The organism is Mesorhizobium sp. WSM4807, from assembly GCF_055811615.1.
This window is the reverse complement of the sequence record NZ_JBVVQY010000043.1, coordinates 20,753-37,086: the sequence shown is the minus strand read 5'-3', so window position 1 is coordinate 37,086 and position 16,334 is coordinate 20,753. Positions and strand designations below refer to the sequence as shown.

At 63.5% G+C, this 16,334-nt stretch carries 10 protein-coding genes and 1 pseudogene; 7 read left to right on the top strand and 4 right to left on the bottom strand.

What is annotated here, in order from left to right:
- Nucleotides 1–119 precede the first annotated feature (119 nt).
- Nucleotides 120–437: pseudogene (locus AC0L3N_RS31180) on the top strand (LysR substrate-binding domain-containing protein); the annotation flags it as partial.
- Nucleotides 438–443: 6 nt separating this feature from the next.
- On the opposite strand, the gene AC0L3N_RS31175 reads toward AC0L3N_RS31180, so the two are convergent.
- From AC0L3N_RS31175 to AC0L3N_RS31160, 4 genes are all read right to left on the bottom strand, one after another.
- Complete coding sequence (locus tag AC0L3N_RS31175) at nt 444–1,700, bottom strand: Hsp70 family protein (protein WP_473551416.1); 1,257 nt, start codon at nt 1,698–1,700, stop codon at nt 444–446.
- A 108-nt stretch (nt 1,701–1,808) separates the two neighbouring features.
- Entirely contained in the window at nt 1,809–2,600 is a 792-nt protein-coding gene (locus AC0L3N_RS31170; RefSeq protein ID WP_473551414.1) for a TIGR02186 family protein, read from the bottom strand.
- Nucleotides 2,600–3,523 (bottom strand): sulfite exporter TauE/SafE family protein, encoded by a 924-nt coding sequence (locus AC0L3N_RS31165; RefSeq protein ID WP_123146557.1) that lies wholly within the window; start codon nt 3,521–3,523, stop codon nt 2,600–2,602. Before AC0L3N_RS31165 ends, AC0L3N_RS31170 begins: the two co-directional genes overlap by 1 nt.
- Before the next feature lie 192 nt (nt 3,524–3,715).
- Nucleotides 3,716–7,663, bottom strand: coding sequence for a peptidoglycan-binding protein (locus AC0L3N_RS31160; RefSeq protein ID WP_473551413.1), 3,948 nt, complete (start codon nt 7,661–7,663; stop codon nt 3,716–3,718).
- Nucleotides 7,664–8,140: 477 nt separating this feature from the next.
- On the opposite strand from AC0L3N_RS31160, the gene AC0L3N_RS31155 reads away from it, so the two are divergent.
- From AC0L3N_RS31155 to AC0L3N_RS31130, 6 genes are all read left to right on the top strand, one after another.
- Complete coding sequence (locus AC0L3N_RS31155) at nt 8,141–8,602, top strand: MerR family transcriptional regulator (RefSeq protein ID WP_095493558.1); 462 nt, start codon at nt 8,141–8,143, stop codon at nt 8,600–8,602.
- A 312-nt stretch (nt 8,603–8,914) separates the two neighbouring features.
- Nucleotides 8,915–10,711, top strand: coding sequence for an acyl-CoA dehydrogenase (locus AC0L3N_RS31150; RefSeq protein ID WP_123147397.1), 1,797 nt, complete (start codon nt 8,915–8,917; stop codon nt 10,709–10,711).
- A 239-nt stretch (nt 10,712–10,950) separates the two neighbouring features.
- Nucleotides 10,951–12,120, top strand: coding sequence for an acyl-CoA dehydrogenase family protein (locus tag AC0L3N_RS31145; protein WP_473551411.1), 1,170 nt, complete (start codon nt 10,951–10,953; stop codon nt 12,118–12,120).
- Nucleotides 12,121–12,150: 30 nt separating this feature from the next.
- Nucleotides 12,151–13,359, top strand: coding sequence for an acetyl-CoA C-acetyltransferase (locus AC0L3N_RS31140; protein WP_192362898.1), 1,209 nt, complete (start codon nt 12,151–12,153; stop codon nt 13,357–13,359).
- A gap of 14 nt (nt 13,360–13,373) precedes the next feature.
- On the top strand, nt 13,374–15,593 hold the full coding sequence (locus AC0L3N_RS31135; RefSeq protein ID WP_473551410.1) for a 3-hydroxyacyl-CoA dehydrogenase NAD-binding domain-containing protein: 2,220 nt from the start codon (nt 13,374–13,376) through the stop codon (nt 15,591–15,593).
- An 81-nt stretch (nt 15,594–15,674) separates the two neighbouring features.
- Complete coding sequence (locus tag AC0L3N_RS31130; RefSeq protein WP_123146562.1) at nt 15,675–16,325, top strand: S24 family peptidase; 651 nt, start codon at nt 15,675–15,677, stop codon at nt 16,323–16,325.
- Nucleotides 16,326–16,334: the final 9 nt, after the last annotated feature.

Here is a 16,334-nt window from a genome sequence, read left to right as displayed (position 1 = left end):
GGGGGTGCTGGGTGTTGGTGTCGGGCGTGATGCGGGGGGTGGGGCCTTCGTTACGCGCGTTGGGGTTAGTCTGGGGCGGTCTTCCGTAAATCTGCTATCCGGGGTTTACAAACTGGGTGGGGGGTGCGGGCACCCGCGAGGTGCTGGAAGATCTTGCCCGCCGCGAAGGGATCTCGTTCGCGGACCTGCGAATATTCCTGGTGCTGCCGAGCAACGAAGCGGTCCGTCAGGCGGTCGAGGCTGGCGCCGGCGCCACCATCATTTCGGAACTCGTTGTCGAACGCGCCGTTGCCGAAGGCAGCTTGCGTTCCGTGCCGATCGATCTGCCGAAACGTGATTTCGCCATGATCACGCACCGTGACCGGCAGGCAAGTCTGGCCCAGATGGCGCTCAAGGCGCATCTGGGCGCGAAGGCCGGCGAGACCGTCCGCGGGTAAGCCGGGTCAGCCGAATTTCCGCTGCGCATCGAGTGCCAGCCCAAGCCCGACCGAGCCGAACATATCACCTTCGATGACGGACGCCCGCGGCACCAAGGCTAATATCTGCTGCCTTGCCAGCGGGATGGCGGTCGATCCGCCGGTCAGGAACACCGCGGTGATGGCGGATGGTTTCACCTGCGCGTCACGGATGGTCTCGCCAACCGTCGCGGCCACCCGTTCGATATCCCTGGCAATCGTGGCCTCGAGCCCGGCGCGGGAAATTTCTGCCGCGAAACTCGCTCCGGGCAGCGCGACTACGACATCACCAGAAACTTGCTGCGTCAGGTCGATCTTGGCCGTTTCGACCAAAGCGGCCAGCGCGTGCCCGTAACGATGCTCGACGATGTGGATGAAGCGGTCGACCAGGTCGGCGCGTTCCGCCTCGTAGCGGATCTGGCGCAGATGGGTCATCGCCCTGGCGGTGTAGACCAGATTGATGCGTTGCCATGTCGCCAGGTCGATGAAGTAGCTGGCCGGCAAGTTGCGCTTGCCGTCCCTGGTCGGCGAGAGGTAGCCGAGCTGCGGCATCACATGGGTGATGCTCAACAGCCGATCGAAGTCGGTGCCGCCGATGTGGATGCCTCGGCTCGCCAGGATGTCGTCCTTGCGATCGAGGGAGCGCGCGCGCTGCGGCGAGACCCGCACGATCGAGAAGTCGGACGTGCCGCCGCCCATGTCGACGATCAGCGCCAGTTCTTCCCGCGTGACCTTCTGCTCGTAGTCGAGCGCCGCCGCGATCGGCTCGAACTGGAAGGCGATATGCTTGAAGCCCTGGGTGCGGGCCGCGTTTTCGAGTTCACCTTCGGCCTTGGCATCGGCTCCGGCATCGTCGTCGACGAACTGCACGGGACGACCGAGCACCACGCTTTCAACCGTGTCGTCCGCATCCTCTTCCAGCCTTTTCCTGAGATGGCCGACGAACAGACCAATGATCTCGGCGAAGGCGATCGATCGGGACTTGATGCGCGTCTTTTCATGGACAAGCGAACTGCCGAGTACGCTCTTCAGCGATCGCATCAGGCGACCTTCGATGCTGTCGGTATAGTTGGCGATGGCGCGGCGCCCAAAATAGGTGCGGTTGTCCTCGAAATTGAAGAACACCGCGCTCGGCAGCGTCACCTGACCGTCTTCCAGCGCCACGAGCTGCGGCTGCCCGTTCCTGACCACGCCCACGGTGGAGTTCGAAGTGCCGAAGTCGATACCGCCGAATGCTGGACGCATCGTGAAGCCTGTATTCTGATTGTGGGGAGCGACAGCTCGTGTCCGGTCGGGCCGGGGTCGCGGTCTAACCCATGAGCCACAAAAGGGGAACAACCTTTCGCATGGGGGCTAGTCCTTTCGGAAGACCAGTCTTCCGAGCCAGCCGGTCAGCATGGCTAGCGATACAGCGAAGACGCCGTAGAGAAAGGAATAATCGTGGGCGACGCGGAAGATCGACTGTTCGAAACCGGATTTGCGGATTTCGAGTTGGGCGGAGCTTTCCTTGATGAACAGGCCGCTCTTGAACAGGAACGCGCGTGCCTTGTGGGTGCCGACCGGAACATTGGGGGCGAGTCTGACGGTGGCGCGGAACAGGTTCTGCGACAGGAACTGCACGCCGCCGACGTTCACGCTGTAGAGGCCGGTCGCCGTCTTGCGCTCGCGCAGCGCCGCGGTGAATTCCTGGATTGTCGCCGGATTGTCGCCATCGTCGGCCGGCTGCATGTAGATGTTGGCGGCGCCGAGCGACAGTTGCTTGTAGCTGTTGGGGTCGGTGACGTCCTGAAGTGGGCGCGTCGTCGCCACCGAATAGGACACCGGCACGTTCTCGAAGGTCTCGGACTCCAGATTGATCCAGATGCCGAGCACCCTGTCCTTGCGGCGCACGACGACCGGCCGGGCCGGACCCTCAAGCACGACGATGATGTCGTAGCGCCCTTGGCGCGCGACAAGCGGGTCGGCATTTTCCAGTGAGCCGAAGATGGTGAGATCGGCGCCGGAAAAGCCGGCGGTGATTGAGACATGATCGGTGGACAGGCCGATCTGGATGTTTTCGGTAACCGGCGTCTGCGCTTTTCCCGGTGACGCGGCGGCGAACAGCGACAGCGAGGCAGCGGCCAGGAACGCTCTCAAGCACGCCATCAGGTCGGGTCCACGCCGGACAGCGAATAGAGGCTGGGAGGCGTCACGAACAGGTCGATTGCGAGCCGAATGGCGACCGCCAGCACCAGCAGTGCCAGCAGCGCCCTGAGTTGCTCGCCACGCAGCCTTTGGCCGGCCTTGGCGCCGTATTGCGCGCCGGCGACGCCGCCCGCCATCAACAGGAAGGCGAGCATGACATCAACCGTCTGGTTGGTGGTGGCATGGACCAGCGTGGTGTAGGCCGAGGTGAAGATGATCTGGAACAGTGAGGTGCCGATGACGACGTTGGTCGGCACTTTCAAGAGATAGATCAGCGCCGGTACCATGATGAAGCCGCCGCCGACGCCCATGATCGATGACAGGAAGCCGATGCCGGCGCCGAGGCCGAGCACCGGGATGACGCTGACGAAAAGCTTCGAGGCCCTGAACCGCATCTTCAGCGGCAAGCGGTGGATCCAGTTGTGCTGGCCGGATTTCTTCAGCACTGGCGCCGCGCCGCTGCGCGTGGCGCGCAGCGCATTGACGCTCTCGACCAGCATCAGCCCGCCGACGGTGCCGAGCAGCACGACATAGAGCAGCGAGATGAACAGGTCGAGCTGGCCGAGCCTGCGCAAGAAACCAAAGACAAAGATGCCGCCCGTTGAGCCAACGATGCCGCCTGCCAAAAGCACACCGCCGAGCTTGAAGTCGAGCGTGCCGCGCTTCACGTGCGACAATGCGCCGGAGAAGGAGGAGGCGATGACCTGGTTGGCGCCGGTAGCGACGGCGATCGCCGGCGGAATGTTGTAGAAGATCAGCAGCGGCGTGATGAGGAAGCCGCCGCCCACTCCGAACATGCCCGAAAGGAAACCCACCGCCGCGCCCATGGCCAGCAGCACGAAAATGTTGACGGAAATTTCCGCGATCGGGAGATAGATGCCCACCCGTCAGTCTCGATCAGTTTGCCTCTCGACGAATGCAACCGTTGCGGGCATTTCGCGCCTAAAAGCCTATCTCGTTCTTGCGCCGGCCGGGCGGCGAAGTCAAATCTCGCCACGCCGCCGAAACAAAAAACAACTCAATCAGTTAACAGGCAAATGTGTGGCAAAGGCGTCGCGGAAACGACGCATCTGACGTTATTTGCGCGCAAGCAGCGCCTTGACCAGTTTTTCGTCGACCGCGCCCGTCGGCTTCAAGTCGTTGTCGGTCTGGAAAGCCATGATGGCATCCTCGGTTTTCTGGCCCATCACGCCGTCGGCATTGCCGGCCTCATAGCCGTTCTTGTTGAGAATGCGCTGGATGTTCTGAACGACCTTCTTCATGTCGACGCTGGCGGTCGTCTGCGGCGTGCCGTCCTGCCACGATTCGGGAATGTCGGCCGAATTGGCCGCGGGATCGAGCGGCTTCGCCTTCCACAGTTCGGCGGCGGCGCGTGCGCGTTCGAGCTGCTCGGGCCTGAGCGCCTTGGCGATCTCGTCGCGCTTTGCCGCCGCATCCTTGTCGCCGGTCTTGGCAACGAGCGCGAACCATTTGTAGGAATCTTCGAGATTCTGCTTCATGCCGACGCCCTTCGCCGCCAGGATGCCGAGATTGAACTGGCTGTCCTTGGCACCGAGATCGGCGGCCGCCTGGAACCAGTGCGCGGCCGATTCATTGTCGGTCACGCCGTCCGCAGCCATGGCAAAGAGCACGGCGAGATTGTGCATGGCGCTGGCGTTGCCCTGCTCCGCGGCGAGCTGGTACCAGGTCTTCGCCTTCTTGACGTCGCGCGCGACGCCGGTGCCCTTCTCATAGAAGTTGCCGATGCGGTATTCCGCCGGCGCGAAGCCGAGCTCGGCGGCCTTTTCATACCATTTGGCGGCCGCTGCCATGTCTTGCTTGACGCCGCGCGATTCGGCGTAACGCGAGCCGATCTCGAACAACGCCTTGGCGTCGCCGCCGGCCGCTGCGTCACGCAAGGCAGCCGGGCCGGCATCGGCTGGGATGTCGATCTTGGCAGCGGCCGCCGTCGTCGAAGCATCCGCGGGCGTGACCGTGCCGGTCATGTCCGGGGTCGCGGGCGTGGCGGCCAGCGCTGTGGCCATTGGCTCGGTGTCCGCAGCCGTCGGGCCCGCATGTGCCGAGGCTGTCACGTTCGCCGCCGGATCGGGCGACGCCGTTGGAGTGATGGGCGCAGGAACAGGTTCGGCCTCGGGTCCGATTTCCATCGGCGTTTCGGCGTCCGACGGCGCGGCGAGGGCGGTCTGCGCCGGCATGTCGTCTTCCGTTACCGATTCGGACGGCTCTGCCTGCCGGACGACGCGGGCCGGCGCGCTGTCCTGTCCTGCAGTTTGCGCGTCCGTCTTCGGCTCGCTGGCGGTACCGGCCGACGCGGTTTTCGCTGGCTGCGCGGCCGCGATCGGCGCCGCATCGTTGCTGGCTATTTCAACGGGGTCGGAGAAAAAGGCCGTGCCCAGTTGCAGGCCGGCGAGCGCCAGCATGACTGCCGCGGCCGCCATCAGGATCGGCTTGCGCCGCGCCTTGAGCAGGTCGCCGATCCTGAGCGCCTTCACCGGGCCGCTCATCTTCGATTGCCGCTTGAGAGCGTCGGCCTCGGCGGCCGCCGCTTGCGCCGCGCGTCTGGCTGCGGCGATGAAGTCGGCTTTCGATGCATCGGCACTGCCGGGCCTGACCGGCGGTCCGCGTTCGTCGCGCACGCGTTTCATGATGGCGTTGAGGTCGGGTGGGCCGGAGCCGGGCTCCAGCGGCCGGTTGGCAACCTTCGGATCCAGCGGCTCGTCGAGATCGGCGCTCGGTATCTCGACATCAGGCGCCGAGCCGGCAAGCGGTGGAACGTCTGCCTCCTTCTTACCCTTGAAGACGCGCGCCAGTCCGCCGAGCATCGACTTCCGGCCGCCGGGCTGCTCACTTTTCTCCGTCACAGTATCCGAACCAAGCGCCGCCATCGCCGCGGCCGCAGCGGCTTCGGCCGGCGTACGCGTGCCCGGTTCGCTACGCGAACCTGGTTCATTGCGCATGATGGCCGTGGCATGGCTGTCGAGGTCGGCCATGTCACCCGTCAGCGGCAATGGCTGGTCGATGTCCATGGACGGCGCGTCACGTACGGCCATCTTTGACGGTCGCGCGCCGCGCCAGCTGTCCGGCTCGGCCGATTGCGTATTCAGAAGTTCGCTCACCGCGTCGGTCGGCTCGCCGGTTTCCAGTGAGCCCAGCCGGTCGACGATCTTGAGCAGCGTGTCGTGGATGGCCTCGAAGGTCCTCGAATTGCGCTCGTCGGAACGGCGCGTCAGTGATTCGAGCGTCTTCAGATCCTGGGCGAGGCCAGAAACGGCCGCCGTGTTGGCACTGGAGTCGGCCAGTGAGCGGACGGCGCTCTCGGCTGCCTCGCGCGCTGCGCTGAGGATGGAATCGCGGGTGCCAGCCAGCGACTTCTCGATTTCGTCGAGACGAGGGCTGATGTCCTCGAATTCCGGCAATGGCGTGCCGGGCTTCGAAAGATGCGCCGACAGACCCGCGACTTGCGCCTCCAGGCTGCGGATCAGGGCCGGGTCGATGCCGGCGACTTGTGCCGCCGATGATTCCAGCCGGCTTGAAATATCTTCGAGGCGGCCTTCCAGGCCACGGATCGCCGCTTCGCTTGCGGAATCGGGAACGCGCGTTTCCATGCGCTGGGCCAGCGCGCTGAAGCGGGCGTCGATGGCATCCATGATGCCGGCGCCGTCGATCTGCGGCATGCGCTGGTCCAGCCTGTCGACGACTTCGTCCAGCCGGCGCTCGAGATCACGAAACAGCAAGTTGCCTTGTTCGATCGCGTCGCCTTGGCGGCGCTCCATCATCATGCCGGACAGCACGTCGAAACGTTGCTCCAGCCCCTGGAAGATATAGTCGGCATCCGGCATTGCAGGCGCCCTGTCGATCTTGTCGGCAATGAGCGCGATCTGCTTGTCGAGACGCTCCATCGCCTGCTCCGGCAAATTGGCCCGGCCGGCAAGATCGTCGACCCGGCTCGACAGCATGTTGAGGCGGTCGATGACCTCGCCGCTGGGGTGAACTTGCGTGACTTCCTCGATCTGCTGGGCAAGCGAGGCGATCCGCTTCTCGATGCGTTCGAAGGGTTCGGGGTCGAATGAATTGGCCTGCGCGGCGACGGTGGATGCGACGATAGCTCGGGAAATCTCGTCCAGCCGCTCGTCGATCATACCGAATGTGCTGCTGCCGCGATTGTCCTGCTGCCTGGCGAAATGATCGACGGCGCTGGCAAGCGTGCGGACCTTCTCTTCGATCGACCGCAGCGACAGCGACTCCGGCAAATTGTTGACGGCGTTGCTGATCTGTTCGAGCCGGTCGGTCAGCATCGAAAGACCGGGTGCGTCCGACCGCTTGCGCTGATCGGCATCGACACGATCCTCGAACGCGGTCCAGCGGCGGTCGAAATCGTCCCAGCGGCGGCCAACCGCCTGCACGCTCTCCTCGCGCGCCAGCGTGTCGAGCGCGGCCTTGACCTGCTCCAGTTCGAGCCGGAGCATGTTGACGCTTCTGTCGTCGCTCCTTTCGGCCAGAGTCTGGATGGCGCCGGAAAGCCGCTCAAACTCGACGCCGAGTTCGGCGCTGCCTTTTCCGCCTCCCGATTGACCACCCGGCTCGGCGCTTGCCTGGAAAGCCCGCTCGATGTCCTTGCGCAGCGCTTCGAATTCGCGCTGCAGGCCGGCGGTCATCTGGTGGCGCAGTTCCTCGCGCAGGCCGCGCAATTCGCCGGCGATCTTGCCGACCACGGCGACGCCGTCTTCTTGGCCGCGCACACGGTCGATATCGCGGGCGATCGCCTGGTAACTCTGGTCAAAGGCAGCCGGCTCCGGGCTTTTCGGCGGCTGCGCCGGGCGCGGATCCTCATAGGGCCGGGCGCCGGCATAGCGCGGCTCCGCGCTCGGCCGGCGCGGATCGGGACGCTCGCTCAGGTCCTCGCGCGTCCGCTCCAGCCGCTGCTCCAGCGTTTCCAGGGAACGGTTGAGCTGTTCAAGCGTGGTGTGCGGCCTGCGCTGCCTGCCGACGTTGAGTGTATCGAGATAGGACCGCTTGCTGTTCATCGATGCGCCCGTTCAGAATTACTGCTGGCTTATGACCAGTTTCCCAAAGTCCGGCCGGAAACGAAGGCGGCCGCGCGGCTTGCTGCGGTGGAAGACGACCTTCCCGGGTTTCACCCACGCTCCGAAAAACCGTGAAAAATTCGCTACAGGATAAACACGGGTAACCGACATGCGCACATTTCGCCCAACGTGGTAAACAACGCGTTAACCAAGCTTAAGAAGTTGCAACGTTGTTGACGGGCTGCCTAAGCGCCGCCGGGCCATGCGCTGGCGGATGCGGCAAAAAGTTCCTCCCCCACAACGCCCTTGCTTCGTGAGGCGGCTATCGGTATAGAATTGACGTAAACGTAAAGGTGCACAGACTGTGCCGTTTGCGATTTGTTTGTTGAAACCACGAGTGGAAGCACGCCCCCGCTTCCGCTCAGGCGACGCAAGGTCCGGGACCGCGGCGCCACCAGATGGGGAAAGCCAGTGACCATGAAACTTGTTTCGCCCGGCGAAGCCGCGGCCAATACCAATGACATGTCTGACAAAGCCGGCGAGGATCTTGTCCGCATCGGCGAGATGGCCAAGAAATACGGAGTAACGCTGCGCACGCTGCGTTTCTACGAGGACAAGGGTCTTCTCACTCCGCAGCGCGACGGCTCGACCCGTCTCTACACGCGACGCGACAAGGCTCGGCTGAAGCTGATCCTGCTCGGCCGCAAGGTCGGATTCTCGCTGCGCGACGTCAAGCAGATGATGGATCTGTATGACCCGACTGGCTCCAACACCAAGCAGTTGCGACTGGCGCTCGACAAGTCGGAGAAGCAGCTTGCCCGTCTGCAGAAGCAGCGGGCGCTGATCGACGATGCCATCAACGAGTTGAGCAACTCGATGGCGGCGGTGCGTCAGATGTTGATCGAACGTTCGGCGCCGCAGGCCAGCGCCGCCGGATAATTCGGCCTCGCCGGCTTCCGGTGAACGGCCTTCTGACGAACGAGAGCCGCGGGGCGTTGGCCGCGCGGCTCTTTCTGCCTTCCGGCTGCGTCGGGATGAATACACATTTCAATCGTTCCGCACTGGCTTCAATGGAGAAGCGCCGCTACGCTCGCGGGTGAGGCCCCGGAAAAATTTGCCACATCAAAAAATTGACGTTTACGCAAACGTCAACTTTTGCTATCCCGACATGAACATTGGTCCGCATGCTGTCCCTGATTCATTTTTTTGGGGCTTGATTTCGGAGCCAAGGCCGCATGGTGGAGGAAACGCATGCCGATCTACAGGGCGCCGGTCCAGGACACGCTGTTCGTGCTGAACGAGGTGCTGGGCTACCGGCGCTATTCCAATCTTCCCGGATTTTCCGACGCGACGCCGGATGTGGTCGAGGCCATCCTCGCCGAAGGCGCCAAGCTCGCCGAAAACGTCATGCAGCCGCTGAACCGCGTCGGCGATATGCAAGGCTGCGTGCGCCATGACGACGGTTCGGTGACGACGCCGAAAGGCTTCAAGGAGGCCTTCGACCAGTATCGCGATGGCGGCTGGATGGGGCTGGCCGCACCCATCGAATTTGGCGGCCAGGGTCTGCCTTACGCGGTGCATACCGCTGTTTCCGAATATATGGTTTCGGCCAACATGTCGCTGATGATGTATCCCGGCCTGACGCAGGGCGCGATCGCGGCGATCATTACCCATGGCACCGACGAGCAGAAGGCGACATGGCTGCCGAAGCTGGTCGAGGGCATCTGGACCGGCACCATGAACCTGACTGAGCCGCATTGCGGCACCGATCTCGGCCTGCTGCGCACCAAGGCGGTTCCCAATGGCGACGGCACCTACAGGATTTCAGGCCAGAAGATCTTCATCTCGGCCGGCGAGCACGACATGTCGGACAACATCGTCCACCTCGTGCTGGCCCGCATCGAGGGCGCACCGGAAGGCGTGAAGGGCATTTCGCTGTTCATCGTGCCGAAGCTCAAGCTCGATGCGTCCGGCAATCCGGGCGAGAAGAACACCGTCTCCTGCGGCTCGATCGAGGAGAAGATGGGCATCCATGGCAATTCGACCTGCGTCATGAACTATGACGAGGCGCAAGGCATGCTGCTCGGCGACGCCAATGGCGGGCTGAAGGCCATGTTCACGATGATGAACGAGGCCCGGCTCGGCGTCGGCCTGCAGGGGCTTTCTCTGTCGGAAGTCGCCTACCAGAACGCTGTGTCCTATGCCAAGGATCGCTTGCAGGGCCGCTCGCTGTCCGGGCCGAAGGCGCCGGACAAGAAGGCCGACCCGATCATCGTCCACCCCGAAATCCGCCGCAGCCTGATGACTATGAAGGCCTTCAACGAGGCCGGCCGCGCGCTGGCGCTGTGGACGGCGATCAAGTCGGACATCGCGCACCGTGCCAGTGACGACAAGGACCGCCAGGCCGCCGACGACTACACCAGCCTGATGACACCGGTGGTCAAGGGCGTGCTCACCGACAAGGGCTTCGACCACGCGGTGATGGCGCAGCAAGTGTTCGGCGGCCACGGCTATATCGAAGAGCACGGCATGAGCCAGTTCGTGCGCGATGCCCGCATCGCCATGATCTACGAGGGCGCCAACGGCATCCAGGCGCTCGACCTCGTCGGCCGCAAGCTGGCCTTGAATGGCGGCCGCGCCGTGCAGGCCTTCTTCAAGGAGGTCGGCGAGTTCTGCGAGGAGAACCGCACTGACGAGAAGATGGCCTCCTTTACCAAGGCTCTGAAGAAGGGCCTCAACGATCTGCAGGCGGCGACGATGTGGCTGATGCAGAACGGCATGACCAAGCCCGACAACGCCGGTGCCGCCTCGACCGACTACATGCATCTCTTCGGCCTGGTAGCGCTGGGCTATATGTGGGCGCAGATGGCTAAGGCAGCCGGGGCGAAATTGGCGAATGACGCCAATGGTTCTTCGGCCTTCTACGACAGCAAGCTGGTGACGGCGCGCTTTTTCATGGAGCGGATCATGCCGGAGACGTCGGCTCACCTCGCCCGCATCTCCAGCGGCGCGGAGACATTGATGGCACTGCCAGCGGAAGCGTTCTAAGCTCGACGTTCCCCTCCCCCTCGAGGGGAGGGCGGCCCGAAGGGCCGGGAGGGGTCCTGCGTGCAGTGCGCGACCTCTTTTATGGTGACATGCCCTGGGAGGAGAATGATCGCAATGCCGTGGCATATGGCGCAGGTTGTAAAAGATAAGATCGAGCACGCCATCGGCTACCCCACCCGGCCGCTTCGCGGCCACCCTCCCCTCGAGGGGGAGGGGAGCGTTGGCGCGGGAGAAATAGCATGACCAACCCCGCCGAAATCCTCGGCCTCCCCAAACCCGCCTGGGCGGCGGACGAGGTGGGCATGCTCTACGACATGGCGCACCGCTTCATGTCGGAAGAGATCGCGCCGCGCTATGAAGAGTTCGAGAAGAACGAGATGGTCGACCGCGAGAGCTGGCTGAAGGCAGGTGCGGCCGGTCTGCTTTGTGCCTCGATGCCGGAGGAATATGGCGGTTCGGGCGGGACATTCGCGCATGAGAGCGCCATCATCGAGGCGATCGGCCATGTCGGCGTCGACGGTTTCGGCATCGGCTTGCACAATTCGATCGTCGCCCCTTACATCCTCCACTACGGCTCGGAGGAGCAGAAGAAGAAATGGCTGCCGAAACTGTCGACCGGCGAGTTGATCGGCGCCATCGCCATGACCGAGCCCGGCGCCGGCTCCGACCTGCAGGGCGTCAAGACGCGAGCCGAGAAGGATGGCAACCAATACAAGGTCAACGGCTCGAAGACCTTCATCACCAACGGCCAGCTCGCCAACTTCATCATAATCGTCACCAAGACCGATCCGGAGAAGGGCGCCAAGGGCACTTCGCTGATCGTCATCGAGACCGACGAGGTGGAAGGGTTCGAGCGCGGCCGCAACCTCGACAAGATCGGGCTCAAGGCCAACGACACGTCGGAACTGTTCTTCAACGATATGCGCGTGCCGACCTCCAATCTGCTCGGCCACGAGGAAGGCCAGGGCTTCGTCCAGCTGATGCAGCAATTGCCGCAGGAGCGGCTGCAGATCGGCACCGGCGCCATCGCCATGATCGAGCGGGCGCTGGCGCAGACCATCGACTACGTCAAGGAGCGCAAGGCCTTCGGCAAAGCGATTATCGAATTCCAAAATACCCAGTTCAAGCTGGCCGAACTGAAGACCGAAGCGACCATCGGCCGGGTCTTCTACAATGACTGCGTTGCCCGCCATATCAATGGAGGCCTCGACCCGGTGACGGCCTCGATGGCCAAATACTGGCTGTCCGACCTGCAGGGAAAAGTCGTCGACGAATGCCTTCAATTGCATGGCGGCTATGGCTACATGAATGAGTATCCGATCGCCCGCATGTTCCGCGACGCCCGCGTCCAGCGCATCTACGGCGGCACCAACGAGATCATGAAATTGCTGATCGGGCGCTCTCTCTGAGCGACTTTCAGCAAACCAAGGAGCAAGAAAATGGCCGAAGCTTATGTCTATGATGCCGTGCGCACGCCGCGCGGCAGGGGCAAGAAGGATGGCTCGCTGCACGAGGTGCCGGCGGTGCGGCTCGGCGCCAAGGTGCTCGAGGCGATCCGCGACCGCAATGGGCTGGATACCGGCACCGTCGACGACATCATCTTCGGTTGCGTCGACCCGGTCGGCGAGGCGGGGTCTGTTATTCCGCGCGCCGCCGCCTTCGAGGCGGGCTACGACACGAAAGCGCCCGGCATGCAGATCTCGCGCTTCTGCGCCTCTGGCCTGGACGCCATCAATTTCGGCGCAGCCAAAATTGCGCAAGGCGCCGACGAGATTGTCATCGCCGGCGGCGTCGAATCGATGTCGCGCGTCGGCATGGGCGCATCCGGTGGCGCCTGGTTCATGGACCCCTCCGTTGGCCTGCCGGGCTGGTTCGTGCCGCAAGGCATCTCGGCCGACCTGATCGCCACGAAATACGGCTTTTCGCGCGACGACGTCGACGCCTATGCGGTCGAGAGCCAGAAGCGTGCTGCCAAAGCCTGGGGCGAGGGCCGCTTCAAGAATTCGGTGATCTCGATCAAGGACCAGAACGGCCTGACCATCCTCGACCACGATGAGCACATGCGGCCCGCGACCGATATGCAGTCGCTGGCGGCACTCAACCCGTCTTTCGTCATGCCCGGCGAAATGGGCGGCTTCGATGCCGTCGCGGTGCAGAAGCATCCCGAGGTGGAAGAGGTCAACCACGTCCACCACGCCGGCAATTCGTCCGGTATCGTCGACGGCGCGGCGGCCGTTCTGCTCGGCTCGAAGAAGGCTGGAAAGACGATCGGCCTGAAGCCGCGCGCGCGCATCCGTGCATTCGCCAATATCGGTTCGGAACCGGTGCTGATGCTGACCGGTCCGGTAGACGTGACCGAGAAGCTGCTGAAGCGCGCCAGGATGAAGCTGTCGGACATCGATCTGTTCGAGCTCAACGAGGCTTTCGCCTCGGTGGTGCTGCGCTACATGCAGGCTTTCGATATTTCGCACGACAGGATCAACGTCAATGGCGGCGCCATCGCCATGGGCCATCCGCTCGGCGCCACAGGTGCGATGATCTTCGGAACGGTGCTGGACGAACTTGAGCGTCGCGACCTCGATACCGCGCTGGTGACCCTCTGCATCGGCGCCGGCATGGGCACCGCAACGATCATCGAACGCGTCTGACGGGAGAGAGACCGATGAGCTATACCAATTTCACGCTGGACATCGACGCCGACGGCATCGCGCTGGTCACCTGGGACATGCCGGGCCGGTCGATGAACGTCTTCACCGAAGAAGCCATGCTGGAACTGAATTCCATTGTCGACAAGGTGGCGAGCGACGCGGCGATAAAGGGGGCGGTGATCACTTCCGGCAAGGATAGTTTCTCGGGCGGCGCCGACATCACCATGCTGCAGAAGATGTTGGCGACCTTCGCCGCTGACAAAGCCAAGGACCTGGACAAGGCGACCAAGGCGCTGTTCGACAACGCCGGCTATATGACCGGCCTGTTCCGCAAGCTGGAAACCTCAGGCAAGCCGTGGGTGTCGGCGATCAACGGCACCTGCATGGGCGGCGCGTTCGAGCTGTCGCTCGCTTGCCATGGTCGTGTCGCGGCCGATTCCGACAAGGTCAGGATGGCGCTCCCCGAAGTGAAGATCGGCATTTTCCCAGGCGCCGGCGGCACCCAGCGCGTGCCGCGGCTGACCGACCAGCAGCAGGCACTGCAGATGCTGACCTCCGGCCAGACGCTGTCGCCGCAGAAGGCCAAGTCGATGGGCCTGATCCACGAGATCGCCGAGCCGCAAAAGCTGGTCGAGACCGCCAAGGCCATGATCAAAAATGGCTTGAAGCCGGTGGCGCCGTGGGACGAGAAGGGCTTCAAGCTGCCCGGCGGCCCGATCTATTCGGTGGCCGGCGCCAATCTGTGGCCACCGGCAATCGCCATCCTGCGTCGCGAGACCTATGGCAACTATCCTGCCGCCGCCGCCATCCTGAAATGCGTCTATGAAGGCCTGCTGGTGCCGTTCGACACCGCTTTGCGCATCGAGCAGCGCTATTTCACCGAGATCATGCAGACAAGAGAAGCGGCGGCGATGATCCGCTCGCTGTTCGTGTCGCTGCAGGAACTGAACAAGGGTGCGCGCCGCCCCGCCGGCGTGCCGGAAACCAAGTTCAAGAAGATCGGAGTGCTCGGCGCCGGTTTCATGGGCGCCGGCATCGCCTATGTTACGGCCAAGGCCGGCATTCCGGTGGTGCTGCTCGACCGCGACATGGAAGCTGCCGCCAAGGGCAAGGCGCATTCGGACAGCTTGATCTCGGATCAGGTCAGGAAGGGCCGCGCCAAGCCGGAGGACAAGGAGAGGCTGCTGTCGCTGATCACGCCGACGGCCGACTATGCCGACCTCGCAGGCTGCGACCTGGTGGTCGAGGCGGTGTTCGAGGATTCGGGCGTCAAGAAGGACGCCACCGAAAAGGCGGAGGCCATGCTGAAGCCGGCGGCGGTCTTCGCCTCGAATACATCCACCATCCCGATCACATCGCTGGCGAAGAATTCGGCGCGGCCGAAGAATTTCATCGGCATCCATTTCTTCTCGCCGGTCGACAAGATGATGCTAGTCGAGATCATTTTGGGCAAGAAGACGGGCGACAAGGCGCTGGCCACCGCGATCGACTTCGTCCGCGCCATCAAGAAGACGCCGATCGTCGTCAACGACACGCGCGGCTTCTATGTCAACCGCTGCGTGCTGCGCTACATGTCGGAAGCCTACAAGATGCTCATCGAGGGCGTTCCGGCGCCGATGATCGAGAATGCGGCGAAGGCCGCCGGCATGCCGGTCGGTCCTTTGGCGCTCACGGACGAAACGGCGATCGACCTCGCGCAGAAGATCATGAAGCAGACCATGCGCGATCTCGGCGAAAACGCGGTCGACCCGAAGCAGATGGCGCTGATCAACACGCTGGTCGATACTCATGGCCGCTTTGGCCGCAAGAACGGCAAGGGTTTTTACGACTATCCGCAAAAGCCTGCCAAGAAGAAGTTGTGGCCGGGCCTGAAGGATCTCTATCCGCAGTTGCCGCCTGAAAAGGTTGACTATGAGGAACTGAAGCAGCGGCTCCTGGTCACCATTGCATTGGAGGCGGCCCGGGTGATGGAGGAGGGCATCGTCACCGATCCGCGTGAAGCCGATGTCGGCTCGATCCTCGCCTTTGGCTTCGCGCCCTTTACCGGCGGCGTGCTGTCCTACGTCGACGGCATCGGCGCAAGGAAATTCGTCAAGATCGCCAAGGGCCTGCAGAAGAAGTACGGCGCCGAGTTCAAGGCGCCGAAGCTCCTGCTCGATATGGCGGAAAAGGGCGAGACTTTCTACGAACGCTTCGATCCCTATGCCAGGAGCGAGGCCAAGAAGGCGGCGTGACGCCGCCTTCTTGGTGGACAAGATCGCGGCCACCGGTTAGAACAGAGAAGGTATTTTTTCCTGTTCTGAAGGAGAGCAAAAGTGCTCTCGCATGACCGCGTATGGGCCGCAATCGATGCTCTCGCCGAGCGTTATTCGCTCTCGGCCTCGGGGCTGGCGAAGCGTGCGGGCCTCGATTCGACAGCCTTCAACAAGTCGAAGCGGCTGTCCTCGGACGGGCGGCCGCGCTGGCCGTCGACCGAATCGCTGGCCAAGATCATTGAGGCGACGGGCGCCTCGCTCGACGAATTCACGGGACTGGTCGAAGGCCGGGGCAAGCCCGGCCCCGGACCCCTGCCCGCACGGCGGTCTTCGGTGCCGCTGCTCGGCTTCGCCCAGGCCGGCGCCGGCGGTTTCTTCGATGATGCCGGCTTTCCGGCGGGGCAGGGCTGGGACCTGATCGAGCTTCCGGCACAGGCGACCGGAACCTCCTATGCGCTGCAGGTCCAGGGCGATTCCATGCTGCCGCTCTACCGCAACGGCGACGTGCTGATTGTCGAGCCGGGCGCTGCCACCCGCAAGGGCGACCGGGTCGTCGTCAAGACCAATGCCGGCGAGGTGATGGCCAAGGTGCTGGACCGTCAGACGGCGAAGTCGATCATGCTGGTCTCGCTCAATCCCGATCACCCGGACCGCGACATCCCCATGCGCGATGTCGAATGGGTGGCGCGGATTGTCTGGGCAAGCCAGTAAGGGCCGCCG

What these genes read in the sequence shown, in the direction of transcription:
- AC0L3N_RS31135 (WP_473551410.1), top strand. Translation starts at nt 13,374, where the DNA reads ATGAGCTATACCAATTTCACGCTGGACATCGACGCCGACGGCATCGCG.
- AC0L3N_RS31170 (WP_473551414.1), bottom strand. Translation starts at nt 2,600, where the DNA reads ATGGCGTGCTTGAGAGCGTTCCTGGCCGCTGCCTCGCTGTCGCTGTTC.
- AC0L3N_RS31175 (WP_473551416.1), bottom strand. Translation starts at nt 1,700, where the DNA reads ATGCGTCCAGCATTCGGCGGTATCGACTTCGGCACTTCGAACTCCACC.
- AC0L3N_RS31160 (WP_473551413.1), bottom strand. Translation starts at nt 7,663, where the DNA reads ATGAACAGCAAGCGGTCCTATCTCGATACACTCAACGTCGGCAGGCAG.
- AC0L3N_RS31145 (WP_473551411.1), top strand. Translation starts at nt 10,951, where the DNA reads ATGACCAACCCCGCCGAAATCCTCGGCCTCCCCAAACCCGCCTGGGCG.
- AC0L3N_RS31140 (WP_192362898.1), top strand. Translation starts at nt 12,151, where the DNA reads ATGGCCGAAGCTTATGTCTATGATGCCGTGCGCACGCCGCGCGGCAGG.
- AC0L3N_RS31150 (WP_123147397.1), top strand. Translation starts at nt 8,915, where the DNA reads ATGCCGATCTACAGGGCGCCGGTCCAGGACACGCTGTTCGTGCTGAAC.
- AC0L3N_RS31155 (WP_095493558.1), top strand. Translation starts at nt 8,141, where the DNA reads ATGAAACTTGTTTCGCCCGGCGAAGCCGCGGCCAATACCAATGACATG.